This window comes from Dactylosporangium fulvum, assembly GCF_025137375.1.
GTDB classification, from domain to species: domain Bacteria; phylum Actinomycetota; class Actinomycetes; order Mycobacteriales; family Micromonosporaceae; genus Dactylosporangium; species Dactylosporangium fulvum.
On the sequence record NZ_CP073720.1, the window covers coordinates 4,714,306 to 4,740,520 of the forward strand.

The 26,215-nt window shown below is 71.8% G+C and carries 8 protein-coding genes; all 8 read left to right on the forward strand.

The genetic code is table 11. From position 1 onward, the window contains the following. Positions 1-104 precede the first annotated feature (104 nt). The 8 genes from Dfulv_RS22190 (at position 105) to Dfulv_RS22225 (ending at position 26,214) form a co-directional block, all read left to right on the forward strand. Positions 105-9,866 carry a Tc toxin subunit A-related protein gene (locus Dfulv_RS22190; protein ID WP_259866344.1) on the forward strand — a complete coding sequence of 3,254 codons (9,762 nt, stop codon included), beginning with the start codon at positions 105-107 and terminating at the stop codon, positions 9,864-9,866. A gap of 112 nt (positions 9,867-9,978) precedes the next feature. Next, positions 9,979-17,301: a SpvB/TcaC N-terminal domain-containing protein gene (locus Dfulv_RS22195; RefSeq protein ID WP_259866346.1), complete on the forward strand. Its 7,323-nt coding sequence runs from the start codon at positions 9,979-9,981 to the stop codon at positions 17,299-17,301. Positions 17,302-17,401: 100 nt separating this feature from the next. Next, on the forward strand, positions 17,402-20,401 hold the full coding sequence (locus Dfulv_RS22200) for a BTAD domain-containing putative transcriptional regulator (RefSeq protein WP_259866347.1): 3,000 nt from the start codon (positions 17,402-17,404) through the stop codon (positions 20,399-20,401). 770 nt (positions 20,402-21,171) lie between these two features. After that, entirely contained in the window at positions 21,172-22,356 is a 1,185-nt protein-coding gene (locus Dfulv_RS22205; protein ID WP_259866349.1) for a cytochrome P450, read from the forward strand. Continuing rightward, complete coding sequence (locus Dfulv_RS22210) at positions 22,353-23,372, forward strand: NHL repeat-containing protein (RefSeq protein WP_259866351.1); 1,020 nt, start codon at positions 22,353-22,355, stop codon at positions 23,370-23,372. Before Dfulv_RS22205 ends, Dfulv_RS22210 begins: the two co-directional genes overlap by 4 nt. A 74-nt stretch (positions 23,373-23,446) precedes the next feature. Beyond that, entirely contained in the window at positions 23,447-24,385 is a 939-nt protein-coding gene (locus Dfulv_RS22215) for a sugar ABC transporter substrate-binding protein (RefSeq protein ID WP_259866353.1), read from the forward strand. 51 nt (positions 24,386-24,436) lie between these two features. Continuing rightward, positions 24,437-25,438, forward strand: a complete 1,002-nt coding sequence (locus tag Dfulv_RS22220) for an ABC transporter permease (RefSeq protein WP_259866355.1) — start codon at positions 24,437-24,439, stop codon at positions 25,436-25,438. Continuing rightward, positions 25,435-26,214, forward strand: a complete 780-nt coding sequence (locus Dfulv_RS22225; protein ID WP_259866357.1) for an ATP-binding cassette domain-containing protein — start codon at positions 25,435-25,437, stop codon at positions 26,212-26,214. Before Dfulv_RS22220 ends, Dfulv_RS22225 begins: the two co-directional genes overlap by 4 nt. The last annotated feature ends 1 nt before the right edge of the window (position 26,215 follow it).

Here is a 26,215-nt window from a genome sequence, read left to right on the forward strand (position 1 = left end):
CCCGACATCGGGTGCGAGGCCCCGCGTTTCACCCCGCACCGCCCCCGACACCCGCCGCGCACAGTCGCCTCATTCGTCGAACGACGCGAGATGAGGGTGTACCGATGACGCTGGAACTGGATCGCACCGGCTCGGCCACAGCTGCTCCTGCCGAGGGCACGCGCACGGTGCGGGGCACCGTCACGTTCGCCGGTGGGCGTGGCATCGCCGGGCGGACGGTCATCGCCTGGCACAAACGACTTCGCGGCGAGTCCGAACTCGGCCGCACGGTCACCGGTGCGGATGGCGGGTACGAGATCACGTACCCGCCCGGCGGCACACCGGTGGACCTGCTCGTCCGGGTGTACGCCCAGGACGGCACCACGGTGGCGGCCGAGTCACCGGTGATCTTCTCCGCCGGCGAGGTCGAGTCCGTGCCGCTGACCGTCGACGGCGGACCGCTGGCGACCTGGTCGGAGTACGAGCAAATGATGCAGGAGTTGCAGCCGCACCTCGGCGGCGTGCAACTCGCCGACCTCGCCCAGCGCACCGGTCAGCGCGACCTGAGCCTGCTCGCAGGGAAGGTCAAGCGACCGGCCGAACAGCTGGCCGCGCTCGTCGTGGCGCACAAGCTGGCCCGCCGCACCGGGCTGCAGCCGGAGGTGCACTACGGGTACGTCCGCCAGCAGTTGCCGACGAATCTCAGCGCGCTGCTCGCTACCGAGCCCGAGGTCCGCGTCCGGGCGCTGGAGGAAGCCGTCCGGCAGCGGATCGTCCCCGGCGTCCTGCACGATCGCATCGAGCAGATCGAGACGGCGTTCCGGGCGGCGGCGGCGAAGTACGGCGCGGGCCCGGCACCGATCGCGAAGCTCCTCGGCGGGCTCCTGGACCAGCCGGCCGACCGCGAGACGTTCCTCGCCCGGTACGCCGCACACGTCGACGACGCGGCCCGCGATCGGGCCGAGACCGACCCGGCACGGTTCTGGACCCAGCTCGCCGGCGATCCGCGGCTCGGGCCGAAGGTGCCTGAGCTCCAGTTCACGATGCAGGTCGCGGCACTCACCGGCGGGCACGCGCCGCTGGTGAACCGGCTGCGGGCGATGCGTAGCGCCGGTGAGGCGCCCGCGTTCCGGCACCTGGCCAAGCTCGGTGTCGCCGACTGGAAGACGGTGATCACCAGCCAGCCCGTCCCGGCGGCCGACCAGGTCCCGGCGGAGATCACCGGCGCCGACCACGCGACCCGGGTGACCCGCTACGCCGAGACCCTGGAGCGCATCGTCACCGACGCGATGCCGACGCAGGTGCTGGCCTACCGCGCCCAGGCCGACCAGACCCGCGCGGCGGGCCTGCGCGCCTTCTGGACCAACGTCACCGCCCGTGGCGTCGTCTTCGAACTCGGCGCGGTCAAGGTCGAGTCGTTCCTGGCCGCGCACCCGGAACTGCTCCAGGGCGTCACCGACACCGAGGCGGTCACCCGGGAACTGCGTGCCACCCAGCGGGTGTTCAACCTGACCCGCCGCCACACCGAGACGGCAGCGCTCCTCGACGCCGGTCTCACCTCGGCAACCGACATCGCCAAGCTCAACCACGACGACTTCGTCGAGCGCTACGGCCACGTCTTCCCCGACGCCGACCGGGCCGGGCAGGTCCACGCCCGGGCCGCCACCGTCGCCGCGTCGGCGATGGCGACCGTGGCCGCCTACAGCCCGCAGTACAACACCGTCGACGTCGCGAGCGTGCTGACGCCGAACGCGGTGGACGTGCCGACGCTGACGAGCCTGTTCGGGTCGCTCGACGCTTGCGCCTGCGAGCACTGCAAGTCGGTGGCCGGCCCGGCCGCCTACTACGCCGAGATCCTGGAGTTTCTCAGCCAGCGCGGCGCCGAGTCGCCGTTCGGCAATGCGCTGAAGGTGATGCTGGCCCGGCGGCCCGACCTCGGCGACATCGAGCTGACGTGCGAGAACACGAACACCGAACTGCCGTACATCGACCTGGTCAACGAGGTGCTGGAGCAGGCGGTGGCGCCGTTCGCGCCGTTCACCGTGCCCGTCGCGCTCGCCGCCGACCTGGATCTGCGCAAGGTGCCGGACCCGATCCGGGCGCCGTTCGCCCAGGCGGGGTACCCACTCAGCGCCGGCCAGGTGGTGTACGTGGTCCTGAAGGGCCAGCGCTGGCACCTGTCCGACGGCTCGGTGCGCTTCGACCTCTCCCGGGGCAGCACCATGAGCACGACCATCACGGTCACCGCGATGACGTACCAGACCGGCGCGGACGCCGGACGGCTGGCGGCGAGCCCGGAACACGTGAACACCCGGGCGTACGACGTGCTGCGGTCCTCGGTGTTCCCGCTGGACCTGCCGCTGGACCTGTGGCGGGCCGAGACCGCCGCGATGCTGGGTCACTTCGGCGCCGACCGGGCGAGCCTGCTCACCGAGTTCGCGCCGTCGTCGCCGTGGACCGCGTTCAACCGTCCCGAGGTGGTCGGCGAGCGGCTCGGGCTGGCACCCGCCGAACGGGTACTGCTGACCGGCGGTATGCCGGTGCGGGCCGCCACCACAGGCCCGCTGACCGCACTGTCGGACCTGCGGACCGTCGACGGCGTCGCACTGACCGCCGGGCAACTGGTGCTGGTGAAGGACCAGACCGACCAGTCGCAGAACGGGGTCTACACCGTCAGCGCCGGCGCTTGGAGCCGCGCTGACGCCCCCGGCCTGGTGGCCGTCGCGGAGGGTACCGCCAACCAGGTCACGACCTGGCGGCTGGTGCCGACGGCGACCGGCCACCGCGGCGAGCGGGTCATGCCCTGGCACTTCTACGGCCTGGCGCAGACCGGCAACCCGGTCGAGGTCTTCAACGGCTCGTCGATGCCGGTGGTCCAGCAGCTGGACTGGCTGTCCGCGCTCACCTGGGTGACGAAGGTGGTCGACCGGCTGGCGGTCAGCTACGAGGAACTCGTCGAACTGCTCACCACGCGATACGTCAACCCGGACGCGGCCGTGCGGATCGTCTCCGCGCAGTCGACCGACCCGACCACCGGCGAACTGTGGAAGCTGAAGCTGACCGGGGTCACCGAGACGTTCCTGGCCCGACTGCACCTGTTCGTGCGGCTGTGGCGCCGGCTCGGCTGGACCACGACCGAACTCGACGCCACGCTCGCGGTGTTCCAGGGCGCGCCGGCGCAGCCGTTCACGCTCACGGTGCTGCGCGGATGCCTGGCGGTGCAGCTGCTGGCGACCCGGCTCGGGCTGACCCGCGAGCAGGTGTTGACCTTCTGGTCCCCGCTGCCGGTGACCGGCCCGGATCCGCTGTACCAGCGGCTGTTCACGAACCCGGCCGTCGTCGACCCGGTGAACCCCGCGTTCGTCCCGGTCAACGGCGCCGTGTCCGTCGCGGCCGAACCACCGGCGAACCGCGCCACCCTCGCGGCCGCGCTCGGCGTGAACGACGGCGAACTGGCCATCCTGCTGGCCGCCCTCGCCCCGATCGGCCCGCTCGACCTGGCCAAGCTGTCCGGGCTGTACCGGCACGTGCTGCTCGCCCGCGGGCTCGGCCTGTCCGTGGGGGATCTGCTGACGTTCAAGGCGATGACCGGCCTGACCGACGTGTTCCTCCCACAGAACCCGCACAACGTACTGTTCCTCGCCGAGCTGCTGGACCGGGTCGCCGCGGCCGGGACGTCGGTCGCGGAACTGGACCATCTGCTCCACCACCGGGGCAGCGCGGCCACGACGCCCGCCGACTCCGCGATCACCGCGGTGCTGGACGACGTCCGCACCGCCGTGCGGGCGCTGCACGAGCAGGACACCGCGGTCGTCGACCGGGAGGGCACAGCGCTGCGCTCTCGGCTCGCCGCGTTGGGCTGGCCGGACGAGCTGATCGACGACCTGCTGGTGGCGCTGTCGCCGGACGCGGTGTACTCCGCGTCGCTGGCGAGCCTGCCGCCGGGCTTCCAGGTGCCGGCCGACCTGCGCGGACGGGTCGAGTGGGCGCAGGGGGTGCTGCGGGTGACCGGGCCGCTGACCGTCGCTGAGCGCGAACTGCTCAGCGCGGCCGCCCCGACGGCGACCGCATTCCTGGCCGCGGTCAAGCAGATCTTCGCCGCCGCCCGATCGGCGGTGACCCGGCTGGCGGTGCGCTGGCCGACGTTCCACGCCCCGCTCAAGGGGCTTCCGGCCGGTGTGGTGTTTCCCGCCGAGATCAAGGCGCGGGTGTTCTACGACGCACCGGCCCGGCGGCTGTGCTTCCGCGGCGCGATGACCGCCGCGGACCGCCGGCTGCTGCACTCGCTGTCCACCGAAGGGTTCTACCGGGCCGCGGTCGAGGAACTGTACGCCGCCGTGGCGCAGTACCAGCCCGAGCCCGGCAACGTGTTGGTGTCCACCGCGGATGCCGCCCGGTTGTTCGACGAACCGGTCATGATCCTGCAGCGGTACGCGATCGTGCTCGCCCGGGTGCTGGCGTTCGTCCGCGTCGAGCAGGGCACCGAGATCGTCGTCCAGCACCTGGCCGAGGCCCTTGCGGTGCCGACGCACACGGTCCGGGCGCTGCTGACCGGCACGCTGCACGCCGGGACCGCAGCCGAGCAGTTCGCGATCGCCGATCTGCTCGAGCCGGCCTACCTCGACAGCGAGCCGGAGACCACGATCACCGCCGCCGGGTTCCCGCACCAGTTCGCCACGGTCCGCCGGCTGGCCAAGACGCACCGGCTGACCGGCCTGCTGCGCCTGCAACCCGGCCAGCTGCACTGGCTCGGCATGCCCGGGGTGCCGGTCCGCCCGGCACACTGGCTCAGCGTCACGCCGGTGTCGACCGGCTGGCTGCACCCGGACGAGCTGGCGGTGACCGAACCGGTGGACCCGTCACCGGCCCGGTTCGCGGCCTGGCTGCGGCTGGTCGACCTGGCTGCCGTGCGCGACCGGGTCCCCGGCGGCGCGGACACGGTCGAGCGTATGTTCGCCGACGCCAGGGCAACCGGCGCCACGACCGCGACCGTTCTCGGTGGACTGGCCACCCGGACCGGCTGGGTCACGGCGGACCTGACGGCGCTGGCCGCCAAGCCCGTGCTCGACCTGACCGCGGTCGACCGGTTCGCCGACGAGACCGCGCTGGCCCGGCTGATACCGGCGATCGGCCGGATCACCCGGCTCGGCGCGAGCGTGGCGCAGACAGTGGCGTTCACCGCACCGGCGCTGACCGCGGCCGACGCGCGGGCCGCCGTCCAGCTCGTCCGGGCCCGATCCACGGTGGACGAATGGCCGCGGGTCGCCCGCCCGCTGCGGGACAGGCTGCGCGAGATCCAGCGCAAGGCACTCGTCAGCTACCTCGTCACGAACCCCGACCCGGCCAAGGGGCAGCACTGGCGGGACGCGAACGGGCTGTACGGGCACTTCCTCATCGACACCGAGATGAGCGCCTGCGCCACCACGTCGCGGCTCAAGCAGGCGATCAGCTCGGCACAGCAGTTCGTGCAGCGCTGCCTGCTCGGCCTGGAGACCGGGCCGAAGATGACGAACTCCGGCTGGCGGGACTGGCCGTGGATGAAGCAGTACCGGGTCTGGGAGGCCGCCCGGAAGGTGTTCCTGTTCCCGGAGAACTGGATCGAACCGGAGCTGCGGGCCGACCGGTCACCGCTGTTCCGGGCCGCCGAGGCCGAACTGGGGCAGGACGACGTCACCTCCGAGGCCGCAGAACGAGTCGTCGCCGGGTACATCCACAAGCTCAGCATGATCGCCCGGCTGGAGATCGCCGGCATCTACCGGGTCGGGTCGTCGGACATCCACGTCTTCGGCCGGGTGCCGGGGACGCCGACGCCGCTGTTCTACCACCGTCGGTTCCTCGGCGGGCGCTGGACCGCGTGGGAGCCCGTCGACCTGGACATCACCGAGCGGCACATCCTGCCCGTGGTGTGGAAGGACCGGCTGTTCCTGTTCTGGCCGGTGTACACCGAGACACCCGTCCCGGTGTACGGCGGCTCCGGGCCGGTCCCGGACCCGTCGCCGAACGAGCTGGACATCCAGCTGGCCTGGAGCGAGTACGTCGACGGCAAGTGGCAGCCCCGGCGCATCACCACGCAGCGGGTGCGGTCGGATCTCGGTGCGGTCGGCCCGCGCGGCGACCACCTGTTCTGGACCGAGAAGGGGTCGACGGATCTGCAGATCTGGTTCGACAGCAAGATCGCCGGAACCCCGCGGGACGGCTGGCGTTTCTCCGGCCCGGAGGGTTTCGTCCAGCCGATCGAGCACGAGCCGATCCGGGTGTACCCGCCGGCCAACACGCACGAGGACGGCACCGACTTCGTCCAGCTGGTCGAGCCGTACGGCTGGGACAACCTGTACCTGCCGAAGGACGACACCGCCTACCCGGACGCGACGTACACCCTGACGTTCAAGGAGACCCCCGGCCGGTACGCGCTGTCCTACCCGCACCAGTACCACGGCCTGCGGCCGGACCGGCCGTTCTTCTTCAGCGACGACGAGCGCACCTACTACGTCACCTCGCGGGCCGTCACCGTGAACCTCGCCCCGGCCGCCGACCCCGCCCGCGTCGACCCGGCCGCGATCGACCGCGTGCGGCGGCACTACTACCTGGGCCTGGACGAGGACCTGGAGGAGGATCTCGACGGCGCATCGGTGCAGGACCCGGCCGGGCACACCGTCGACGACGGACGCCTGGACGCGCCGCAGCAGCTGGTGGTCGCGGCCACCCAGCAGCGGCGGTACCTGTTCCAGCCGCACTTCCACGGCCGGATCGCCAACCTGGTCCAGGGAATGAGCAGCGGCGGCCCGACGAACGCGCTGAGCCGCACGATCCAGCTCGGTGAGACCGAGAACTTCGACACCCGGTACGACCCGACCGCGGTCGTGGACGCGCCGTACCCGGTGGAGGACATCGACTTCACCTACGGCGGCGGATACGCGCTCTACAACTGGGAGCTGTTCTTCCACCTGCCGTTGCTGATCGCCGACCGGCTCAGCGCGAACCAGCGGTTCGAGGAGGCACAGCGCTGGCTGCACCTCATCTTCGACCCTACCGACAACTCCACCCTGAAGGCGCCACAGAAGTACTGGCAGACCAAGCCGCTGCACAAGCTGAGCAACGCGACGATCCTCAACGACCGCATCGACAAGATCCTCAAGATGCTGGCCGGCGGGAACCCGCCGGACGGCCTGATCGACGAGGTCGACCAGTGGCGCGACAGCCCGTTCGACCCGCACGCGATCGCCCGGCTACGGCCGACCGCGTACGCCAAGAACGTCGTGATGCGCTACCTGGACAACCTCATCGCGTGGGGCGATCAGCTGTTCCGCCGCGACACCCTGGAGTCGGTCAACGAGGCCACCCAGCTGTACGTGCTGGCAGCCCAGATCCTGGGCCCGCGGCCGTCGCTGATCCCGCCACGGGCCGTCCCGCAGGTGCAGACGTACTCCACGCTGGAACTCGACCTCGGCACGCTCTCCAACGAGCTGGTCGACATCGAATACCTGTTCGGCTCGGTCCGGCCGGACACGGTCGTGGCCAACCCGAACACCCCGCCGGTGCCGCTGCCGAAGACGCTGTACTTCGGTGTCCCGGCCAACGACAGGCTCCTCGGCTACTGGGACACGGTCGCCGACCGGCTGTTCAAGATCCGCCACTGCATGAACGTCGACGGAGTCGACCGCCGGTTGCCGCTGTTCGAGTCGCCGATCGACCCGGCGCTGCTGGTGCAGGCGAGCGCGGCCGGTGCCGACATCGCCAACGCTGTCGCCGACGCGGCGGCACCACAGCCGGTCTACCGGTTCCGTGCCCTGGCGGCGAAGGCGGTCGAGCTCAGCCAGCACGTCCAGCAGCTCGGTGCGAGCCTGACCCAGGTGCTGGAGAAGCGCGACGCCGAGGACCTCGCGGCGCTGCGTGCCGGGCAGGAGACCACGCTGCTGCGCACGATGGAACAGATCCGCGTCCAGCAGGTCGAGGCCGCCACCCGGCAGCTGGAGACCCTGCGCGCCGCGCGGGACCAGGCGATGGTCCGGTACGTGCACTACCAGCGGCTGCAGGGCGTCGCGCAGCTGCACCGGCCGGGCGAGGGCGAGGAGATCCAGGAGGTGGCCGCGCCGACGAAGGCCGCCGTCGTCAACGGCGAGGGCACCAAGATGATCGCGTCCGAGCAGCAGCAACTCGACGAGCTGGCCACCGCGCATCGCTTCCAGGACAGCGCGCACGGCTGGGAGGCGGCCGCGATCCTGTCGTACTACATCCCCGACCTGAGCATCGCCACGCTGCCGTGGGGCGTCGGCGGCAGCGTCAAGCTCGGCATCTCCGGCTCCGCGCTCGGCCCGGCCCTGCAAGCGATGGCCAGCCGGGAACGGGCCGGCGCGAGCAAGCACGCCGACGGGTCGGCCCGGGCCGCCATCGTGGCCGGTCTGGTGCACCGCGAGACGGAAATGGTGCTCCAGCAGAACCTCGCCGGCAAGGAGCTCATGCAGATCGACAAGCAGCTCGCCGAGGCGGCCGTGCGCGTGCGCATCGCCACCGACGAGCTGGCCGGTCACCGGTCCCAGATGGAGCAGGCGCGCGGCACCGAGGAGTTCCTGCACAGCAAGTACACCAACGCCGAGCTGTACAACTGGATGATCGGCCGCACCGCGCAGGCGTACTTCGCCGGGTACCAGCTCGCCTTCGACGTGGCCAAGCGCGCCGAGCGGGCGTACCGCTTCGAGCTCGGCGTCGACGGCAGCTCGTTCGTGCAGTACAGCTACTGGGACAGCCTGCGCAAGGGGCTGCTCGCCGGTGAGGCGCTGCACCGCGACATCCAGCGGATGCAGGTGTCCTATCTGGACCTCAACCGGCGCGAGCACGAGATGACCAAGCACATCTCGCTGGCGAGCCTGCACCCCGAAGGGCTGGTGGCGCTGCGTCGCCAGGGCAACTGCTACCTGGAACTGCCGGAGGCGCTGTTCGACCTCGACCAGCCCGGGCACCACCTGCGGCGGATCAAGTCGGTCAGCGTGACCATCCCGTGCACCACCGGGCCGTACACCAACGTGACCGCCCGGCTCACCCTGCTGGCCAACCGGACCCGGGTGAGCGCGGCCGTCAGCCCCGGCTACGCCTGGACCGGGCCGGAGGACCAGCGGTTCCGCAGCGATTCCGGCGGCGTCCAGTCGATCGTGACCAGCACCGGCTACGAGGACGCCGGCATGTTCCAGACCAACTTCGACGACGAGCGGTACCTGCCGTTCGAGGGCGCCGGCGCGATCGGGGCGTGGCGGATCGAACTGCCCGACACGTTCCGGCAGTTCGACTACGAGTCGATCAGCGACGTGATCCTGCACGTGCGCTACACCGCCCGCGACGGCGGCGCGCAGCTGCGCGCCGCCGCGAAGGCCGACCTGGCGGCCGCCATCACCAGCATGCCGGTCGGTGAAGGTGCCGCCGGGCTGTACCGGATGGTGTCGGGCCGCACCGACCTCGGCGACGGCTGGCCGCGGTTCCTGCACCCCGACGGGGCCGCGCCGCACATCCTGACGGTGCCGCTGGGCCGCGACCGGTTCCCGGCACACGTGCGGGACCGGGCGCTGAAGGTGAACGCGGCGGCGGTGTTCGTCCGGCTCGCCGACGGCCTCACGTACGACCCGGCCGACCCGATCGAGCTGCGGCTCACCGGCCCGGCCGGCCCGCCCGCCGAGCTGTCGCTGGCCGTGTCACCGGCCGAACTCGGTGGCCTGCCCGCGGCCGGGACGGCGTTCGCCCAGGGGGTACCGGTGTCCGCCGAGACCCCGTGGCGGTTGGAGATCCGCTCGATCCCGGCCGCGCTGGCCGAGACCGTGACCATCGGCGGCACGACCGTGACCCGATTCAAGGAAGGAGTGCTCGCTGATGTCGGCGTCGTCTTCGGCTACACGTTCTGAGGCCGTTGCCCGGCCGGAATCCCCGGCCGCTGCTCAGGCAGCGCATCAGCCGCGCGGGTTCGCCGATCCACCGGCGGTCACGGTGCCGGCCGGCGGCGGCGCGATCCGCGGGATGGACGAGACGTTCGCGATCAACCCGGCCACCGGTACCGGCTCGCTCAGCGTGCCGATCCCGGTGAGCCCGGGGCGGGGCGGGTTCGGGCCGGCGCTGACGCTGCGGTACGACTCCGGGGCCGGCAACGGCGCGTTCGGCCTCGGCTGGAGCCTCGGCCTTCCCGCGGTGGCCCGCTCGACCGACCGGCGGTTGCCGGCCTACGGCCAGGACGACGTGTTCGTCCTGGCCGGGGCGGAGGACCTGGTGCCCGAACTCGACGGCACCGGCACCCCGGTGGTGCTGGACCGGCCGGAACATGCGCCCGGCCACCGCATCGACCGGTACCGCCCCCGGGTGGAGGGCGCGTTCGCACGGGTCGAGCGGTGGACCCGCCACGCCGACGGGGACGTGCACTGGCGGACCGCCGGCGGTGACGGCACCACGACCGTCTACGGGGAGAACCCGCAGGCGCGCATCGCCGACCCGGCCGCGCGGCAACGGGTGTTCAGCTGGCTCATCTGCCGCCGGTACGACGACCGGGGCAACGCGATGGAGTTCGAGTACCGGGGCGAGGACAGCCTCGGAGTGGACACCGGCGCACCGGCCGAACTGCACCGCACCCCGGCCGGGCGGGTCGCCCACCGGTACCTCAAACGCATCCGCTACGGCAACCGGGTCTCCCGGCTCGCCGACCCGCAGCCGGCCGCACCCGACTGGGCGTTCGAAGTGGTGTTCGACTACGGCGACCACGACCCGCAACACCCGACACCGCAACCCGACCGGCCGTGGCCGGCCCGCCTGGACCCGTTCTCCGATCACCGGCCCGGGTTCGACCTGCGCGTCTACCGGCTGTGCCGGCGGGTGCTGATGTTCCACCACTTCCCGGCCGAGCCCGGCGTCGGCGCGGACTGCCTGGTCCGGGCGACCGAACTGCGGTATCACGGCGACCCCGGGCGCGGGCAGCCCATCGCGAGCCTGTTGGCGTCGGCCACCGTCCACGCGTACCGCCGGTCGGGCGCCGGCTACCTGCGCCGGTCGATGCCACCGGTGGAGTGCGACTACAGCACGGCGACCTTCGCCGAGGACGTGCGGGAGGCCGGCCCCGACGCTCCCGCCGGACCGGCGGCCTGGGTCGACCTCGACGGCGACGGGATCTCCGGTGCGCTGGTGGAGTCCGGCGGCAGCTGGCTCTACCACCGCAACGACGGCGACGGCCGGCTGGCACCGGCCGTCGCGGTCGCCGCCCAGCCGGTCCCGCGCGCCCTGGCCGGGACGCGGCGGCAGCTGCTGGACCTGACCGGCAACGGCACCCTCGACGTCGTCTCGTTCGACGGCCCGGTCCCCGGGTTCACCGAACGCGACGGCGACGGCTGGGGACCGTTCCGGGCGTTCGAGCGGCTGCCCGCCGACCTGGACCGCGCCGACGCCCGGCTCGTCGACCTCGACGGTGACGGGCACGCCGACCTGCTGCTCACCGACACCGACGCGATCACGTGGTACCCGTCGCTGGGCGCCGCCGGGTTCGGTGACGCCCGCCGCCGCCCGCACCCGCTGGACGACGAGACCGGGCCGCGCCTGGTGCTCGCCGACCGGACCGGATCGGTGTACCTGGCCGACATGTCCGGGGACGGGCTGCCGGACGTGGTACGGGTCCGCAACGGCGACGTCTCGTACTGGCCGAACCTCGGCCACGGCCGCTTCGGCGCCCGGGTGCCGATGGCCGGCGCCCCGGTCCTCGCCCCGCCGGAGTCCTTCGACCAGCGGCGGGTCCGGCTCGCCGACGTCGACGGTACCGGCGTGGCTGACCTGCTCTACCTCGACGGCGACGGCGTGCGGGTGTGGCTGAACCAGTCCGGCAACGGCTTCGCCGCGCCGCACCACATCGCGCACGTCCCGCCGACCGCCACCGCGACCGACGTCACCGTCACCGACCTGCTCGGCAACGGCACCGCCTGCCTGGTGTGGCCGGCGCCGCGGCACGGGACCGCCGGTGACCGGCTGCGCTACCTGGACCTGATGGGCGGGGTCAAGCCGTACCTGCTCGTCGGCGTGCGCAACAACCTCGGCGCCGAGACCCGGGTCGGGTACGCCTCGTCGACCCGGTTCTACCTCGCCGACCGGGCCGCCGGGCGGTCGTGGGCGACCCGGCTGCCGTTCCCGGTGCACGTCGTCACCGAGGTACAGACCCTCGACCACGTCAGCCACAGCCGGTTCGTCGCCCGGTACACCTACCATCACGGCGCCTACGACGGCGTGGAGCGGGAGTTCCGGGGCTTCGGCCTGGTCGAGCAGACCGACGCGGAGACCGTCGGCACCGACGCGGACGTGCTGACCACGCCGCCGGTGCTGACCCGCACCTGGTTCCACACCGGCCTGCACGACCCGGGCGGTGCGACAGCCGGGCAACTGCGGCAGGAGTACTGGGACGGCGACCCGATCGTGCGCCTGCCCGCGACCACGCTGCCGGAAGGGCTGTCCGACGCCGATCGCCGGGACGCGGTGCGCGCCCTGCGGGGCACGATGCTGCGCCAGGAGGTGTACGCGCAGGACCGCACCGACCGGGAAGGGCTGCCGTACACGGTGACCGAACGCCGCCCCGCGCTCCGGCTGGTGCAGCCGCGCGGGTGCAACGACCATCCGGTGTTCCTGGTGCACGAGCACGAGACGGTCGACGCGGCGTACGACCGCGCCACCTACCACGCCGGTGACCAGACGGTCCCCGACCCCCGGGTCAGCCACGGCGTCACCCTGGACGTCGACAGCTTCGGCAACGTGCTGCGCGCCGTGCGCGTCACCTACGGCCGCCGGCACCCCGATCCCGATCCGGCCCTGAGCGAGGCCGACCGGGCGGCGCAGCACCGGCTGCACGTGTCCACCGTGGACCACCGGATGACCGCCGCGGTGACCGGTCCGGTCGCCCACCGCACCCCACTGCCGGCCGAGCAGCGCCGCTTCGAACTGCTCGGCCCGCCCGCCCAGCCCGGCCGGCTGTTCACCGCCGAGGAACTGCGCGTCGCCGCCGACGGGGCGCGTCGGCTGCTGGAGCACCGCCGCACCCTGTACCGGCGGGACGACCTGACCGGGCCGCTGCCGCTGGGTTCACTGGAGTCGCTGGCGCTGCCGTACGAGTCGTACTCGCTGGCGCTGACACCGGAGATGGTCATGCAGGCGTACGGCGACCGGGTCGACGACGCGGTGCTGGCCGAAGCCGGGTACGTCCACAGCGCAGACGCGGGCTGGTGGGTGCCGTCCGGGCGGGTGCACTTCGCGGCCGGCGGCACCCCGCAGGCCGAGCTGTCGCTGGCCCGGGCGCACTTCTTCCTCCCGGTCCGGTTCACCGATCCGTTCGGCGCCACCACGATCGCCGGGTACGACCCGTACGACCTGGCCGTTGTCGACGTGCGCGACGCGCTCGGCAACCGCACCACCGTCGGTGAACGGGACGCGGCCGGGCAGATCGTCGCGGGCGGCTTCGACTACCGCGTGCTGCAACCGCGGCTGGTCACCGACGCCAACCGCAACCGCAGCGAGGTCGCGTTCGACGTGCACGGTGCCGTCGTCGGCACCGCCGTGCGCGGCAAACCGGGTGAACCGGTGGGTGACTCGCTCGACGGGTTCACCGCCGACCTGCCCGAGGACGTGCTCGCGGGCGAGGTCACCGATCCGGCCGGGCTGCTCGGCGCCGCCACCACCCGGCTGATCCACGATCTGTTCGCCTACCACCGCTCCCGAGGCGACACCCAGCCGCAGGGGCCGGTCGTGCACACCCTGGTCCGGGAGACCCACGCCACCGACCAGCCGGCCGGGGAACCGGTCCGGATCCAGCACACCGTGACGTACTCCGACGGATTCGGCCGGATCGTGCAGACGAAGGCGACGGCCGCACCCGGCCCGGTCGCCGACGGCGGCCCGATCGTGACGCCACGCTGGATCGCCACCGGCTGGACCGTCTTCAACGCCAAGGGCAGCCCGGTCCGCGAGTACGAGCCGTTCTTCACCGGCACCCACCGCTTCGAGGCCGACCGCACCGCCGGGGTGAGCGCGACCCGGTGCCACGACGCGGCACAGCGGGTCGTGGCCGTGCTGCGGCCCGATCACAGCTGGGACAAGGTGGTCTTCGACCCGTGGCGGCAGGAGACCTGGGACGGCAACGACACCGTCCTGCTGGATCCGCGCACCGACCCGGATCTGGCCGTGTTCGCCGCGCTGCTGCCGGCCGGGGACTACCTGCCGACCTGGTACGCGCAACGGGTGGACGGCGGGCTCGGCGCCGAGGAACGCGACGCGGCGGTCAAGGCGGCCGCGCACGCCGCCACGCCCACGGTCACGCACCTGGACAGCCTGGGCCGGGCGTTTCGCACCCGGACCGAGGCCGGCGGGACGGAACCCGCCGAACTGACCCGGCTGACGCTGGACGTCGAGGGCAACGAACTCGAGGTCCGCGACGGGCTCGACCGCCTGGTCCTGCGCACCGACCTGGGGTTCGGCGGCCGGCTGCTGCGCCAGGCCGGGATGGACACCGGTGTCCGGCGGGTGCTCACCGATGTCGCCGGGCAGCTGCGGGCCACCTGGGACGACCGCGGGCATCGGGTGCGCACCACGTACGACGCGTTGCGCCGCCCGGTCGAGGCGCACCTGCTCGCCGGTACGGAACCCGAACGCGTCATCGGCCGGACCGTGCACGGCGAGACGCTGCCCGACGCCGAGGACCGCAACCTGCGCGGCACCGTGCACGCGGTCTACGACAGCGCCGGGCGCAGCACCACCGAACGCCGGGACTTCAAGGGCAACCCGCTGACCGCGACCCGCCGGTTCACCGCCGGTTACCGCGACGTCCCGGACTGGTCGGCCGATCCGCCGCTGGACACCGACACGTACACGACGCACACCCGCTACGACGCGCTGAACCGGCCCATCCAGCAGGCCGGCCCGTACTGCGGCGACCGGACCGACGTGGTGCGGCCCGGCTACGACATCAGCGGCAGGCTCACCCGGCTCGACGTGTGGACCCGCCGGCCGGTACCCACCGGCCTGCTGGACCCGGGCGGCGCGGACCTGCACGCGGTCACCGAGCTCGACCACGACGCGGCCGGGCGGCGCGCGCGCGTCGTGCACGGCAACGGGACGGTCACCACGTACACCTACGATCCCGCCACCAGCCGGCTGCGCCGCCTTGTGACCCGCCGCGCCGCCGAGGTGCTGCAGGACCTCCGCCACACCTTCGACCCGGTCGGCAACATCACGGCGGTACGGGACGCGGCACAGCAGACCGCCTTCTTCGCCGGCCAGGTCGTGCAATCCGGCGCGGACTACACCTACGACGCGCTGTACCGCCTCGTCGAAGCCGGCGGGCGCGAACAGCTCGCCGGCGCACCGGGAACCGGGCCGGACCTGCCCGGGCCCGCGATCCACCCCGGCGACGGGGCCGCGGTCGGCCGCTACACCGAGCGGTGCCGCTACGACCCGGTCGGGAACCTGCTCGAACTGGTGCACCAGTCGGCCCGGCCCGGTGCCGGGTGGACGCGCCGGCACACGTACACCGAGCACAGCAACCGGCTCGTCGCCACCAGCATCGGGTCCGGTCCGGAAGAGACCTACGAGCATGACGCGCACGGCAACATGACCCGGATGCCGCACCTGCCGCTGATGGCGTGGGACCACGCCGACCGGCTGCGCGCCGTCGCCCGGCAGGTGGTCACCGACGGCACGCCGGAGACGACGTACTACGTCTACGACGCCGCCGGGGAACGGGTGCGCGCGGTCACCGAGCGGTCAGCCACCGGCGCGGCGGCACCCACCCGGGCCGCCGAACGCCGGTATCTCGGCGGGTTCGAGGTGCACCGCAGCTTCGGCGGCGACGGCAGTACGGTGACCGTGGAACGCGAGCGCCGACACGTCACCGACGACCGGACCCGGGTGGCGCTGGTGGAGACGAGGACGGCCGGCACCGATCCGGGCGCGGCGCAGCTGGTGCGCTACCAGTACCAGGACCAGCTCGGCTCGGCCACCCTGGAGCTGGACTCCTCGGCGCAGGTCATCTCCTACGAGGAGTACCACCCCTACGGCAGTTGCGCGTATCGCGCGGTGCGGTCGCAGACCGAGACGCCGAAGCGCTACCGCTACACGGGCAAGGAACACGACGCGGAAACCGGCCTGTCCTACCACGGCGCCCGCTACTACGCGCCGTGGCTGGCCCGCTGGACCGCCGTCGACCCGGCGATGCTGGGCGACCGCGATTCCGGGAGAGCCCGGCCCGACCAGCCGTACGTGTACGTGGGGAACCGGCCGACGGTCGCGCACGACCCCGACGGCCGGATCGCCTGGCTGGTGGTCGCCGCGGCGGTCGTCATCACGGCGCTCACCGTCAACAGCGCGGCCAACGCCCCGCGCAACGCGCAGGAGGCGGCGCAGGCCACGCCGAGCATCACACCGGGGGAGTACGCCGCGCACGTGGCGATCAACGCGGGCGCCGGGGTCGGCAACCGGGCCGCGTCGGCGGCGTTCTCGGCGACCCGGTCCAGGGTGGCCGCGGCGGCTGCGGACGGCGCCGTGAGCGCCGCTGCCGCCGCCCCGCTCAACCGCGCGGTGTCGGACGTGGCCCAGGGGACGAGCAGCAGCGTCGGCGAGTACGCCACGGAAACGATCGAGGCCGCGGTCGGCGGCGCCACCGTCGGCGCGACGCTGGCCGTGGCCGGCAAGGTGGTCCGGTCCGCGGCCGCGCGGGTCGGTCGGCGCGGGACGGCCGGCCGGCACATCGGCAGCAGCAAGGACAACAAGGGATCGGTGACGAACCCGAAATGCCTCAACGACCACTGCGTCGCCGACGTCGGGGCGCACCAGGCGAACCTGCACCTCGCGCCGTCCGAGACGAAGCCGATCACCAACGAGGACTTCGTCAAGGCGGCCGGCCGCCCGGTCGGTGAGGTGACCGGCAAGATCACCAGCCTGGACGACGCCGCGTCCTTCCTCAACGCGGGGTTCGCCGAGCTGAAGGCCCAGGGCCGGATCGTCCGTGACATCCGGGCCGAGTCGTTCTTCGGTCTGGCACACCTGGAACCCGGTCCCTACCTGGGAACCGTCGACTGGGAGAACCGTGGCCTGCACGCGCTGCACGTCGAGGTCACCCCCGAACTGATCGGCACCAAGCACTTCAGCGTCAAACCGCAGCCGGGCGGGAAGAAGCTCCGCACCCCGATCCTGGAGTCCGCGATCGACGAGCACCTCGACAAGGGGATCGAGGTCGTCTCCGAGCCCGCCTACCGGATCAACTACTACGACCCGGCCAATGGGTGGGCGTGGCAGCAACCGGCTGTGCGGGGGTGGATCAAGTTCCGGTTCTGATACATGGCGTCGCGATGCCGACACAGCGGTTCCGGCCGCTCCTCGCATCGTGGTGATTTGGGCACTGACCATCACCACGATGCGAGGAGCGGCCCACCCGATGACCGTCGCAGTGACCGCACGCACCATGCTCGTCGGCCGCGCCGGCGACGTGGCCGACGTCGTGCGGGCGGTCGACGAGCACCGCATCGTCACGCTCACCGGGCCCGGCGGCAGCGGCAAGACCAGCCTCGCGCGGGCGGTCGCGGCGAGCATCGAGGGCGACGGGACACTGCCGGTCCGGTGGGTGGAACTGGCCCCGGTGGCCGGGCCCGGCGCGGTCGCCGCCGCCCTCGCCGCGTCCCTCGGGATCCGTGACACGGCCGGTGTCCCACTCGCCGAGTCCGTGGTCCGCCGGCTGCGCGACGAGCACGTCCTGCTGGTGCTCGACAACTGCGAACACGTCATCGCCGAGGCCGCCGACCTCACCGACCGGCTCGTCGACGGCTGCCCGGGGCTGCGGGTCCTGGCCACCAGCCGGGAACGGTTGCGGATCACGGGGGAGTGGTCCCGGCCGGTGCCGCCGCTGCCGGTCTGCGACCCGTCGGCGCTGCCCCCGCTGGACGAACTCGCGGACTGGCCCGCCATCCAGCTGTTCGTGCACCGGGCCGTCGCCGTCAACCCCGCCTTCGTGCTGTGCGAGCGCAACGCCCGCGCCGTCGCCGCGATCTGCGCCCACCTCGACGGGCTGCCGCTGGCGATAGAACTGGCCGCCGCCCGGGTCGCGGCCCTGCCCATCGAGGACCTCGCCGACCGGCTCGACGTGGTGTTCGGTCTGCTCGACACCGGCCGCCGCGGCGGTGTCGCCCGGCAGCGGACCCTCCAGTCCACAATGGACTGGAGCCATGCCCTGCTGGAGCCGGACGAACAGGTCGTCCTGCGCCGGCTGGCGGTCTTCGCCGGGACGTTCACCCTCGCCGCCGTGGAAGCGCTGTGCGATGACACTCCCGGCATCCTGTGGATCCTGCCGTCCCTTGTGGACAAGTCCCTGGTCCAGATTCGCGGCAGCGGCGGCGACGTCCGCTACTGCATGCTCGAGACGGTCCGCCGGTACGCGGCGCGAAAGCTCGCGACGGCCGGCGAGGAGCAGGCCGTTCGCGACCGGCACGCAGCCCTGATGGCCGAGCTGGCCGAACCAGCGGACCGCGGCACCGCGGTGTGGCCCGACCAGCTCGACGCGGCACGAGCCGACCTGGTCGCCGCGCTGGCCTGGTGTCACGCGAGCGCGGACCGTGCCCCGTCGGCCGATCGGCTGCTGCGCCTGTCGGTCGCGCTGTATCCGTGGTGGACACTGCGCGGCGCGTACGCCGAAGGGTTGCGGTGGCTCACCGCGGCGCTGGAGACCGGCGCCGGGCCGCAACGGCTGCGCGCGGCCGGCCACTCCGCCGCGGGTTCGCTGGCGATGCTGCACTGCCGGTACGACCTGGCCACCGACCAGCTGGACCGGGCATTGCCGCTGTACCGGGAACTCGACGACGCGGCCGGGCATGCGTCGGTGCTGTCGGTCCTCGGCGGCATCGCCCGGGAACGCGGCCGCTATGACGACGCCGAACGCCTGCTGCTGGAGTGTCTGCGCCGCCGGGAGGAGACCGGTGACACCGCCGGGGCCGCCGGCACCCGCAACCAGCTGGCGTTCCTGGCCTGGCTGCGCGGTGACCCGGGCCGGGCGGCCGTGCTCGCAGCCGGGCCGGTGGCGTACTTCCGCGGGGTCGGCGACCCGCGCCGCACCGCCGCCTGCCTCATCAACGCGGGGGCGGCGGCTCTCTACGACGGCGACTGCGACACCGCCACGCGGGTCCTGACCGAGGCGCTCGACCTGGCCCGGTCGGTCCGGTTCGCCGAGGGGACCGCCTGGGCGCTGGAACTGCTCGGCCGCGTCGCCCTGCGCGCTGATGACCGGGCGCGTGCGGCTCGCCTGCTGGCGGAGAGCGTCGCCGCGCAGTACGCCGTCGGCGACCTGTGGCGGACCGCCAGCGGACTGGAGGCGCTGGCCGCCGCACACCGGGACCCGGCCTTCGCGGCGCGGCTGCTGGGTGCCGCCGACGTTGTCCGTACGACGCTGGGCACGCCCCGCCCGCCCGTCGAGGACCCCGACGTCGCCGGGCTGGCCGCTTCCCTGCGCCGATCGCCCTTCACAGCCGATGCGTGGGCGGCTGCGGCAGCTGTTCCGCTCGCTGACATCGTCGCCTCCGTCGCGCGGCTTTCCGTGGCGTCGTCGTCCGCGCCTTTGGTCGTGGCGCCGGTTCCGGTTGCGCGGACGGGGGACCGGCTCCCCGCGCAGGTGCGGATCCTCGCGCTGGGGCAGGTGCGGGAATACGCGGAGCAGCGGCTGCTCGGGCCGGCCGACTGGACGTATCAGAAGCCCCGGGAACTGGTGCATTATCTGCTGTCACATCCGGGCGGCAGCAAGGAGCACGTGGGACAGGCGCTGTGGCCCGACACCGGCGGCACCGGGCTGCGCAACAGCTTCCACACCGCGGTCCGGCACGCCCGCCGGGCACTGGGCGGCGCCGAATGGGTGCGGTTCAGCAACGGCCGGTACGTGTTCAACCGGGCGCTTCCGCACCTGTACGACGTCGACGCGTTCGAGGCAGGCTTGGAGAAGGCGGCCGCGGAGGAATCGGCTGCCGGTGCGGTGCCGCTGCTGGAACAGGCGCTGGAGCACTACCGGGGCGACTTCCTGGCCGACCTCGGCGGCGGACAGTGGATCGTCGCCCGTCGCACCGAGTTGCGCAGGCGCGCCGAGGAGAGTCTGATGCGCCTCGGCGTGTTGCTGGTCGACGGCGGCGACCCCGGGCGGGCGGTGCACGCCTACCGGCGTCTGCTCGACCTGGACCCGCTCGTCGAGGCGGCGCACCGCTCGCTGATGTCCTGCTATGCCGCGTTGGGTGAGCCGGGCCGGGTCCAGCGGCAGTACACCGAACTGATCACCGTGCTCGGTGACGAACTCGGCGTGCGGCCCGCGGCCGAGACGACGGCGCTCTACGAGCGGCTGAACCAGGGCCGCCCGGCCCGCTCCCACCGGCGAACCGCACGATCCCCTGTGACCCGACCCCGGTGACAGCCCGATCCATCGGTTGACGGTGGGCTCGCCGGTGGCGAGGAAGGCGGCGGCGTATACCAGGAACGGGCCGATCAGTAGCAGCGGAACCTCCAGGACCCGCAGCACCAGCCGCCCGAATCCGCCGACAGGCGGGTTCGCCTGGCGCGGCCCGTGGTCGGCGCCCGACCGGATGAGCGCGCTCCGACCGGGCGCATATCCCCGAGGCGCCGTCGGCATGCCGGCACCCTAGCCGGCGTGATCAAGCCGGCCATGACGACGACCCGCGGTCCTCAGGGAATGACCTCGCCTCCAGCGAGCGCGGTGGCCTGCTGGAAGAGACAGACCTGGGGACCCGCTCTCGGCCACGATCCTGGCACGCCATCCACTGCTGGTCGCTCCGGCGAAGGCTGGTGGGCAATCCGCCCTGTCTGCCGCGAGAGCGACTGGAGAGCGACCTGGGCCTCGTCGGCGCGGTGCTTGCGCTGTCCCTCGATGATGATCGACCCGTCTGGGTCACCCGGGCGTCAGGCAGGTGCGGCTCGCTCTCTCCGGGCCTGGCCAAGGGGGAACGGGTAGCGTTGCACGTTCGTCTTCGCCGCGTCGCGGCGTGAGCGACACGGCCCTCCGCGCGCTCCTTGAATCAGCGTCGTACGGCTTCTCGCTGACCACGTTGACATACCGCTTTCAGTGCCCATACAGTGGCGCTTCTCAAGAATATGACAACGTGGACAGAGTCTGGAGGCCCGCGACCTGACGGGTGCGCTGGGCACACGATCGAAGGAGATCGCATGACCGGTGGGACGCAACTTTGGGATCCGTTCGACAAGGTCTTCATCGACGACCCGTTCCCGACGTACGCCATGCTTCGCCAGGAGCACCCCGTCTATTTCAACGCGGAGCGAGGCTTCTATGCGCTGACCCGTTGGGACGACGTCGTCGACGCCAACCGCGATTGGGAGACATACAGCAGCGCCGAAGGCATCGACCTGGACAAGACCGGCAGCATCTTCTTCGGCGAGGGCAACGTGGCGGAGACCGACCCGCCCGGCCATGACCTGTTCCGACTGGTGCTGAAAGACCACATCTCTCCCGGGTTCGTGCGCATGCAGGAAGAGGACGTGACCCGGCGCGTGCATGAGCTGAGCGAGCGGCTGGTCGGACGCTCCCGGGTTGACTTCGCCGGCGAGTTCTGCACCCGGCTCCCGCTGGGCGTCGTCTGTGATCTGCTCGGTATCGACCATTCGGATCACGACTGGGTCTATGGACGCTTCATCAGCATGTTCGGCCGGGAATCCGGCAACGAGGCAATCCCGCCCTCGGCGCTCACGGCCGCCGCCGAGGTTCGTGACTTCCTGGCAGGAGAGCTCGCCACGCGTCGCGGCAATGGAAGGGGCGACCTGCTCTCCGCCATCGCCAACGGTGTCGTCGGCGACCGGCCGCTCACGCACATCGAGCAGGTGGGGATGAGCACGCTCGTGATCGCTGCCGGCATCTCCACCACCAAGAACCTGCTCACGAACATCTTCTGGTATTTGGCACGCGACGAGGAACTCCGAGTGAAGGTGCAGGACGCGGCAGTGAAATCCGCGCCCGCGATGATCGAGGAGTTCCTCCGCTTCGACAGTCCGATCCAGAACTCCTCGCGCACTGCCACCCGGGACGTCGAGCTGCACGGTGTGACCATTCCCGAAGGCGCCACGGTGACGCTGGTCTACGGCTCAGCCAATCGCGACCCCGACCGGTTCGACGATCCGGATCAACTCGACATCAACCGGCGCGTCGGCAAGCACCTGGCGTTCGGCGGCGGCGTACACCTCTGCATCGGTGCTCCCCTCGCACGGCTGGAGGCGAAGATCGTTCTACAGCACGGCTTGCCGCATCTCGCGCCATTCGCGCTCGACGGCGAGCCCGAGCGCGTGCTGAAGATGAACGAGCGCGGCTTCGAGACGTTGCCCCTGGTGTTCGCGGCGTGACCGCGTCACCCGCCGACATCTCGTCGGCCACCCAGTGGCAAGACCTGACCGACGTGCTCACCCCCGATTCGACCGGTTGGGCCCATCCGGGGATGGCATATGACGACGGGACCTTCCTGACGACCGACGCCCTCGAACCGCGAGTCATCGCCTTCGACCCGACGGGAGCGACATCGTGGTCCGTTGCCGTCCCGGCGCGCGAAGTCCACGGGATCGCCGTGGACGGCGACACACTGTGGCTCGCCGATCCGGGAAACAAGGAGTGCCGCGGCGACGACGGCAACTACACCACCCACGCAGCCCGGGACGGCGGGCAGGTCCTCGCGATCGGTCGCGACGGTCACGTGCGAGCACGCATCGGACGCCCGGATCTGCCGATCTACCGGGAGAAGGTCTTCCGCCCGACGTCCGTGGTCGCCGCCGACGACATCTGGGTGGCCGACGGCTACGGCGCTGACCTCGTGCACCGGTACTCGCGCTCAGGAACGCTGCTCGGCACGATCGGACTCGGCGATGTCGACCTCGACAACCCGCACTCGATCGCCTGGGACGAGCGGCGCGGAGCCAGGCTGCTCATTGCCGACCGCGGGCACAGCCGCATCCTCGCGCTCGATCCTCAGTCCGCCGACGTGGTCGCGGTGATCGGCCAAGGCGAGGTCGACCGTCCATCCGGCATGACGGTGTGGCGGGACCACCTCGTGGTCGCGGATCTGCACGGCCGCGTGCTGGTGTTCGACGCGGAGGACCGCCTCGTCGTGCATCTGGGCGCCGGCGATTCGGCCGCACTCGACCGAGAAGGGTGGCCGAACGCGGTCCGTGCGGGAGTGACCGTGCGTCCCGATCTTTCCCCTGGCGCGTTCAACGCACCCCACGACGTCGCCGTCTCGCCGGACGGAACGCTCGTCGTGTGCGAGTGGATGATCGGGGGCCGGCTGACCGCGCTGGACCTCCGAGCTCTGCTCGCAACCCCCGTCAACCCCGCCACGATCACCCCAGAAAGGGGACCAGGACAATGAGGTCAGCACGCACAAGGATCGCCGCGTTGTTCGGCTCCGGCGTTCTTGCACTCACGGCGCTCACGGCTTGTTCGATGGAGGGCACCGACTCGCCCGCATCGGCCGCGTCCGGCAGCTGCGACCCCAAGAAGTTGGTCATCGGGTATGTGAACCCCTCGGTCACCAACCAGGGATGGATCATCATCGGCCAGGGCGCGACCGACGCCGCCAAGGATCGCGGCGTGAAGCTGCGATCCTTCGGCCCGCCGAAGGACGGAGACGCGGCTGGACAGGTGACTGTCGTCCAGGACGTCATCGCCGGGGGCGCGAACGCGATCGCGCTCGCTCCGGTCGATTCCTCGGCCCTGGTTCCCGCCGTCAAGGAGGCCAACGCCGCCGGTGTCCCGGTGGTCAACCTGGACTCGCAGATCAACGGCGGCGATCTGGCCTCGTTCGTCGCCACCGACAACTACGCCGCGGCGCAGCAGCAGGCCGAGGCGGTGGCCGAGCACATCGGCGGCAAAGGCAAGGTGATCCTCATCAACGGCTCCCAGGCCTACTCCACCGGTCGCGATCGACGGAATGGATTCGTCGACACCATGAAGAAGAAGTACCCGGGCGTCACCGTGCTCGAGGTGCAGACGGAGTGGGACGCGCAGGCCGCCCAGAAGGGCCTCGAAGATCTGCTCGCGGCCAACCCCGACGTGGTGGCGGTGGCAAACGCCTGGGACGGCTCGACGGTAGCTGCCGTGCCGGTGCTCAAGAGCCACGGCAAGCGCATCTTCCTCGTCGGGTTCGACGGTGCTCCCGACGCCATCGCGCTGATGGAGCAGGGCAAGGTCGATGCCATCGTGGCCCAGCAGCTCTACAAGATGGGCTACACCGCCATCGACACCGCGGTCAAGGCCGCGTGCGGCGAGACGGTCGAGAAGCGGATCGACACCGGCTCCGTCCTGCTCACCCCGGACAACGTCGCCAAGTTCATCGACAGCAACCCGCCCATCCTGCGCGAGTTCATCAAAAAGGCCTCCTGACCACGCGGGCCGGCGCAGCGCCGCCCCAGCCGACCCCCTGAAGGACCAACGATGACCACCCAAGTCTCCGCAGACGCAACGCCGGCGATCCACACACCCCTGCTTCGCCGACTCCCCGCATTCCCCCCGTGGGGGGCCGCGCTGATCGGCGCGCTCCTGGTAGCTGTCGTGATCGCCGTCAGCAACGACGCCTTCCTCACTCCCAGAAACCTCTCGAACATCTTCGCGCAGACCGCAGTGCTGGTGATCCTCGCCACCGGTCAGACGTTCGTCATGATCACGGCCGGGATCGACCTCTCCGTTGCGGCGGTCGGGGCGCTCTCGGCCACGCTGCTCGGCGTGCTGACCGTCGCCAACGACCTTCCGTGGTCCCTGAGTCTGCTGATCTGCCTCCTCGTCGGCGCCGTGATCGGTGCGCTCCACGGCGTGCTGGTAGGCAGAGTCCTCCTTCCTGCGTTCATCGTGACGCTCGGCGGACTGCTGGTCTGGCGCGGGGCCGCCCTGCAGCTCACCGGCGGCATCAACACCACCGGCCTCCCGGATCCCATCCGTTGGCTCGGCCGAGGACTGATAGCCGGCGTGCCGGTGCCCGCGGTGATCGCCGTGCTGGTGGCCGCGATCAGCGCCATCGTCATCGTCAAGACCAAGTTCGGTGTCGGGCTGCGGGCCATCGGCGGGTCGGAGGGAGCGGCCGCGCGCGCCGGTGTTCCGGTGCTGCGCTACCGCATCACGGCGTACATCATCTGCTCGATGCTCGCCTGCCTCGGCGGCATCATGCTCGCCGGCCGCCTCGACTCGGCGGGCGGCAACCTCGCCCAAGGCTTCGAGCTGCAGGTGATCGCCGCGGCCGCGATCGGCGGCGTGTCGCTGTTCGGCGGCACCGGCAGCCCGGTGGGCGCGTTCTTCGGCGCGATCCTCATCGGCCTGATCCAGAACGGCATGAACCTCGGCGGGGTCTCGCCGTTCATTCAGCAGATCGTCTCCGGCGCGATCCTTGTGCTCGCCGTCGGCGTCGACCAGTTCCGCAAGTACCTGGCCAGGAGGATCTCGTGACCACCGAGGCAGCGACATCCGTCTCGACCGGCAAGCATCCGCTGCTGGAGATGCGTGACGTAGGCAAGCACTTCGGCGGCGTCACGGCGCTCGACCACATTCAGCTGACCATCGGCCATGGCGAAGTGGTCGCCCTCGTCGGCGACAACGGCGCGGGCAAGTCGACGCTCAGCAAGGTGATCGCCGGGGTCCTGCAGCCTGACGACGGCGAGTTGCTGGTCAACGGCACGGCGCATCGCATCACCGGGCCCAGCCATGCGCGCAGCCTCGGCATCGAGGTGGTCTACCAGGATCTCGCCTTGGCGCCGAACCTCGACATCACCACCAACCTGTTCCTCGGGCGCGAGATCGTCCGCCGCGGACTGCTGGGCTGGCTCAACGGCCGCCGCATGCGGTCGGAGGCCAAGGAACACCTCGCCGCGCTCGACGTGAACGTGCCGTCGCTCAGCACCCCCGTCGAGCGTCTCTCGGGGGGTCAACGGCAGGCGATCGCCATCTCGCGGGCCACGTACGGCGGCCACCGGCTCATCGTGATGGACGAGCCGACCGCGGCTCTCGGCGTCCGCGAGACCGCGAAAGTGGAGGAGCTGATCATGAGGCTTGCGCAGCGCGGCATCTCCGTGCTGCTGGTGAGCCACAACATGGCGCAGGTAAAGCGGATCACCGACCGGGTGCTCGTGTTGCGCCGCGGCCGGCTGGTCGCCGAACGTCGCACCGCGGACGTGACCGCGGAGGACCTCGTGTCGCTGATCACCGGGGCGAGGGAAGGCGACTGAG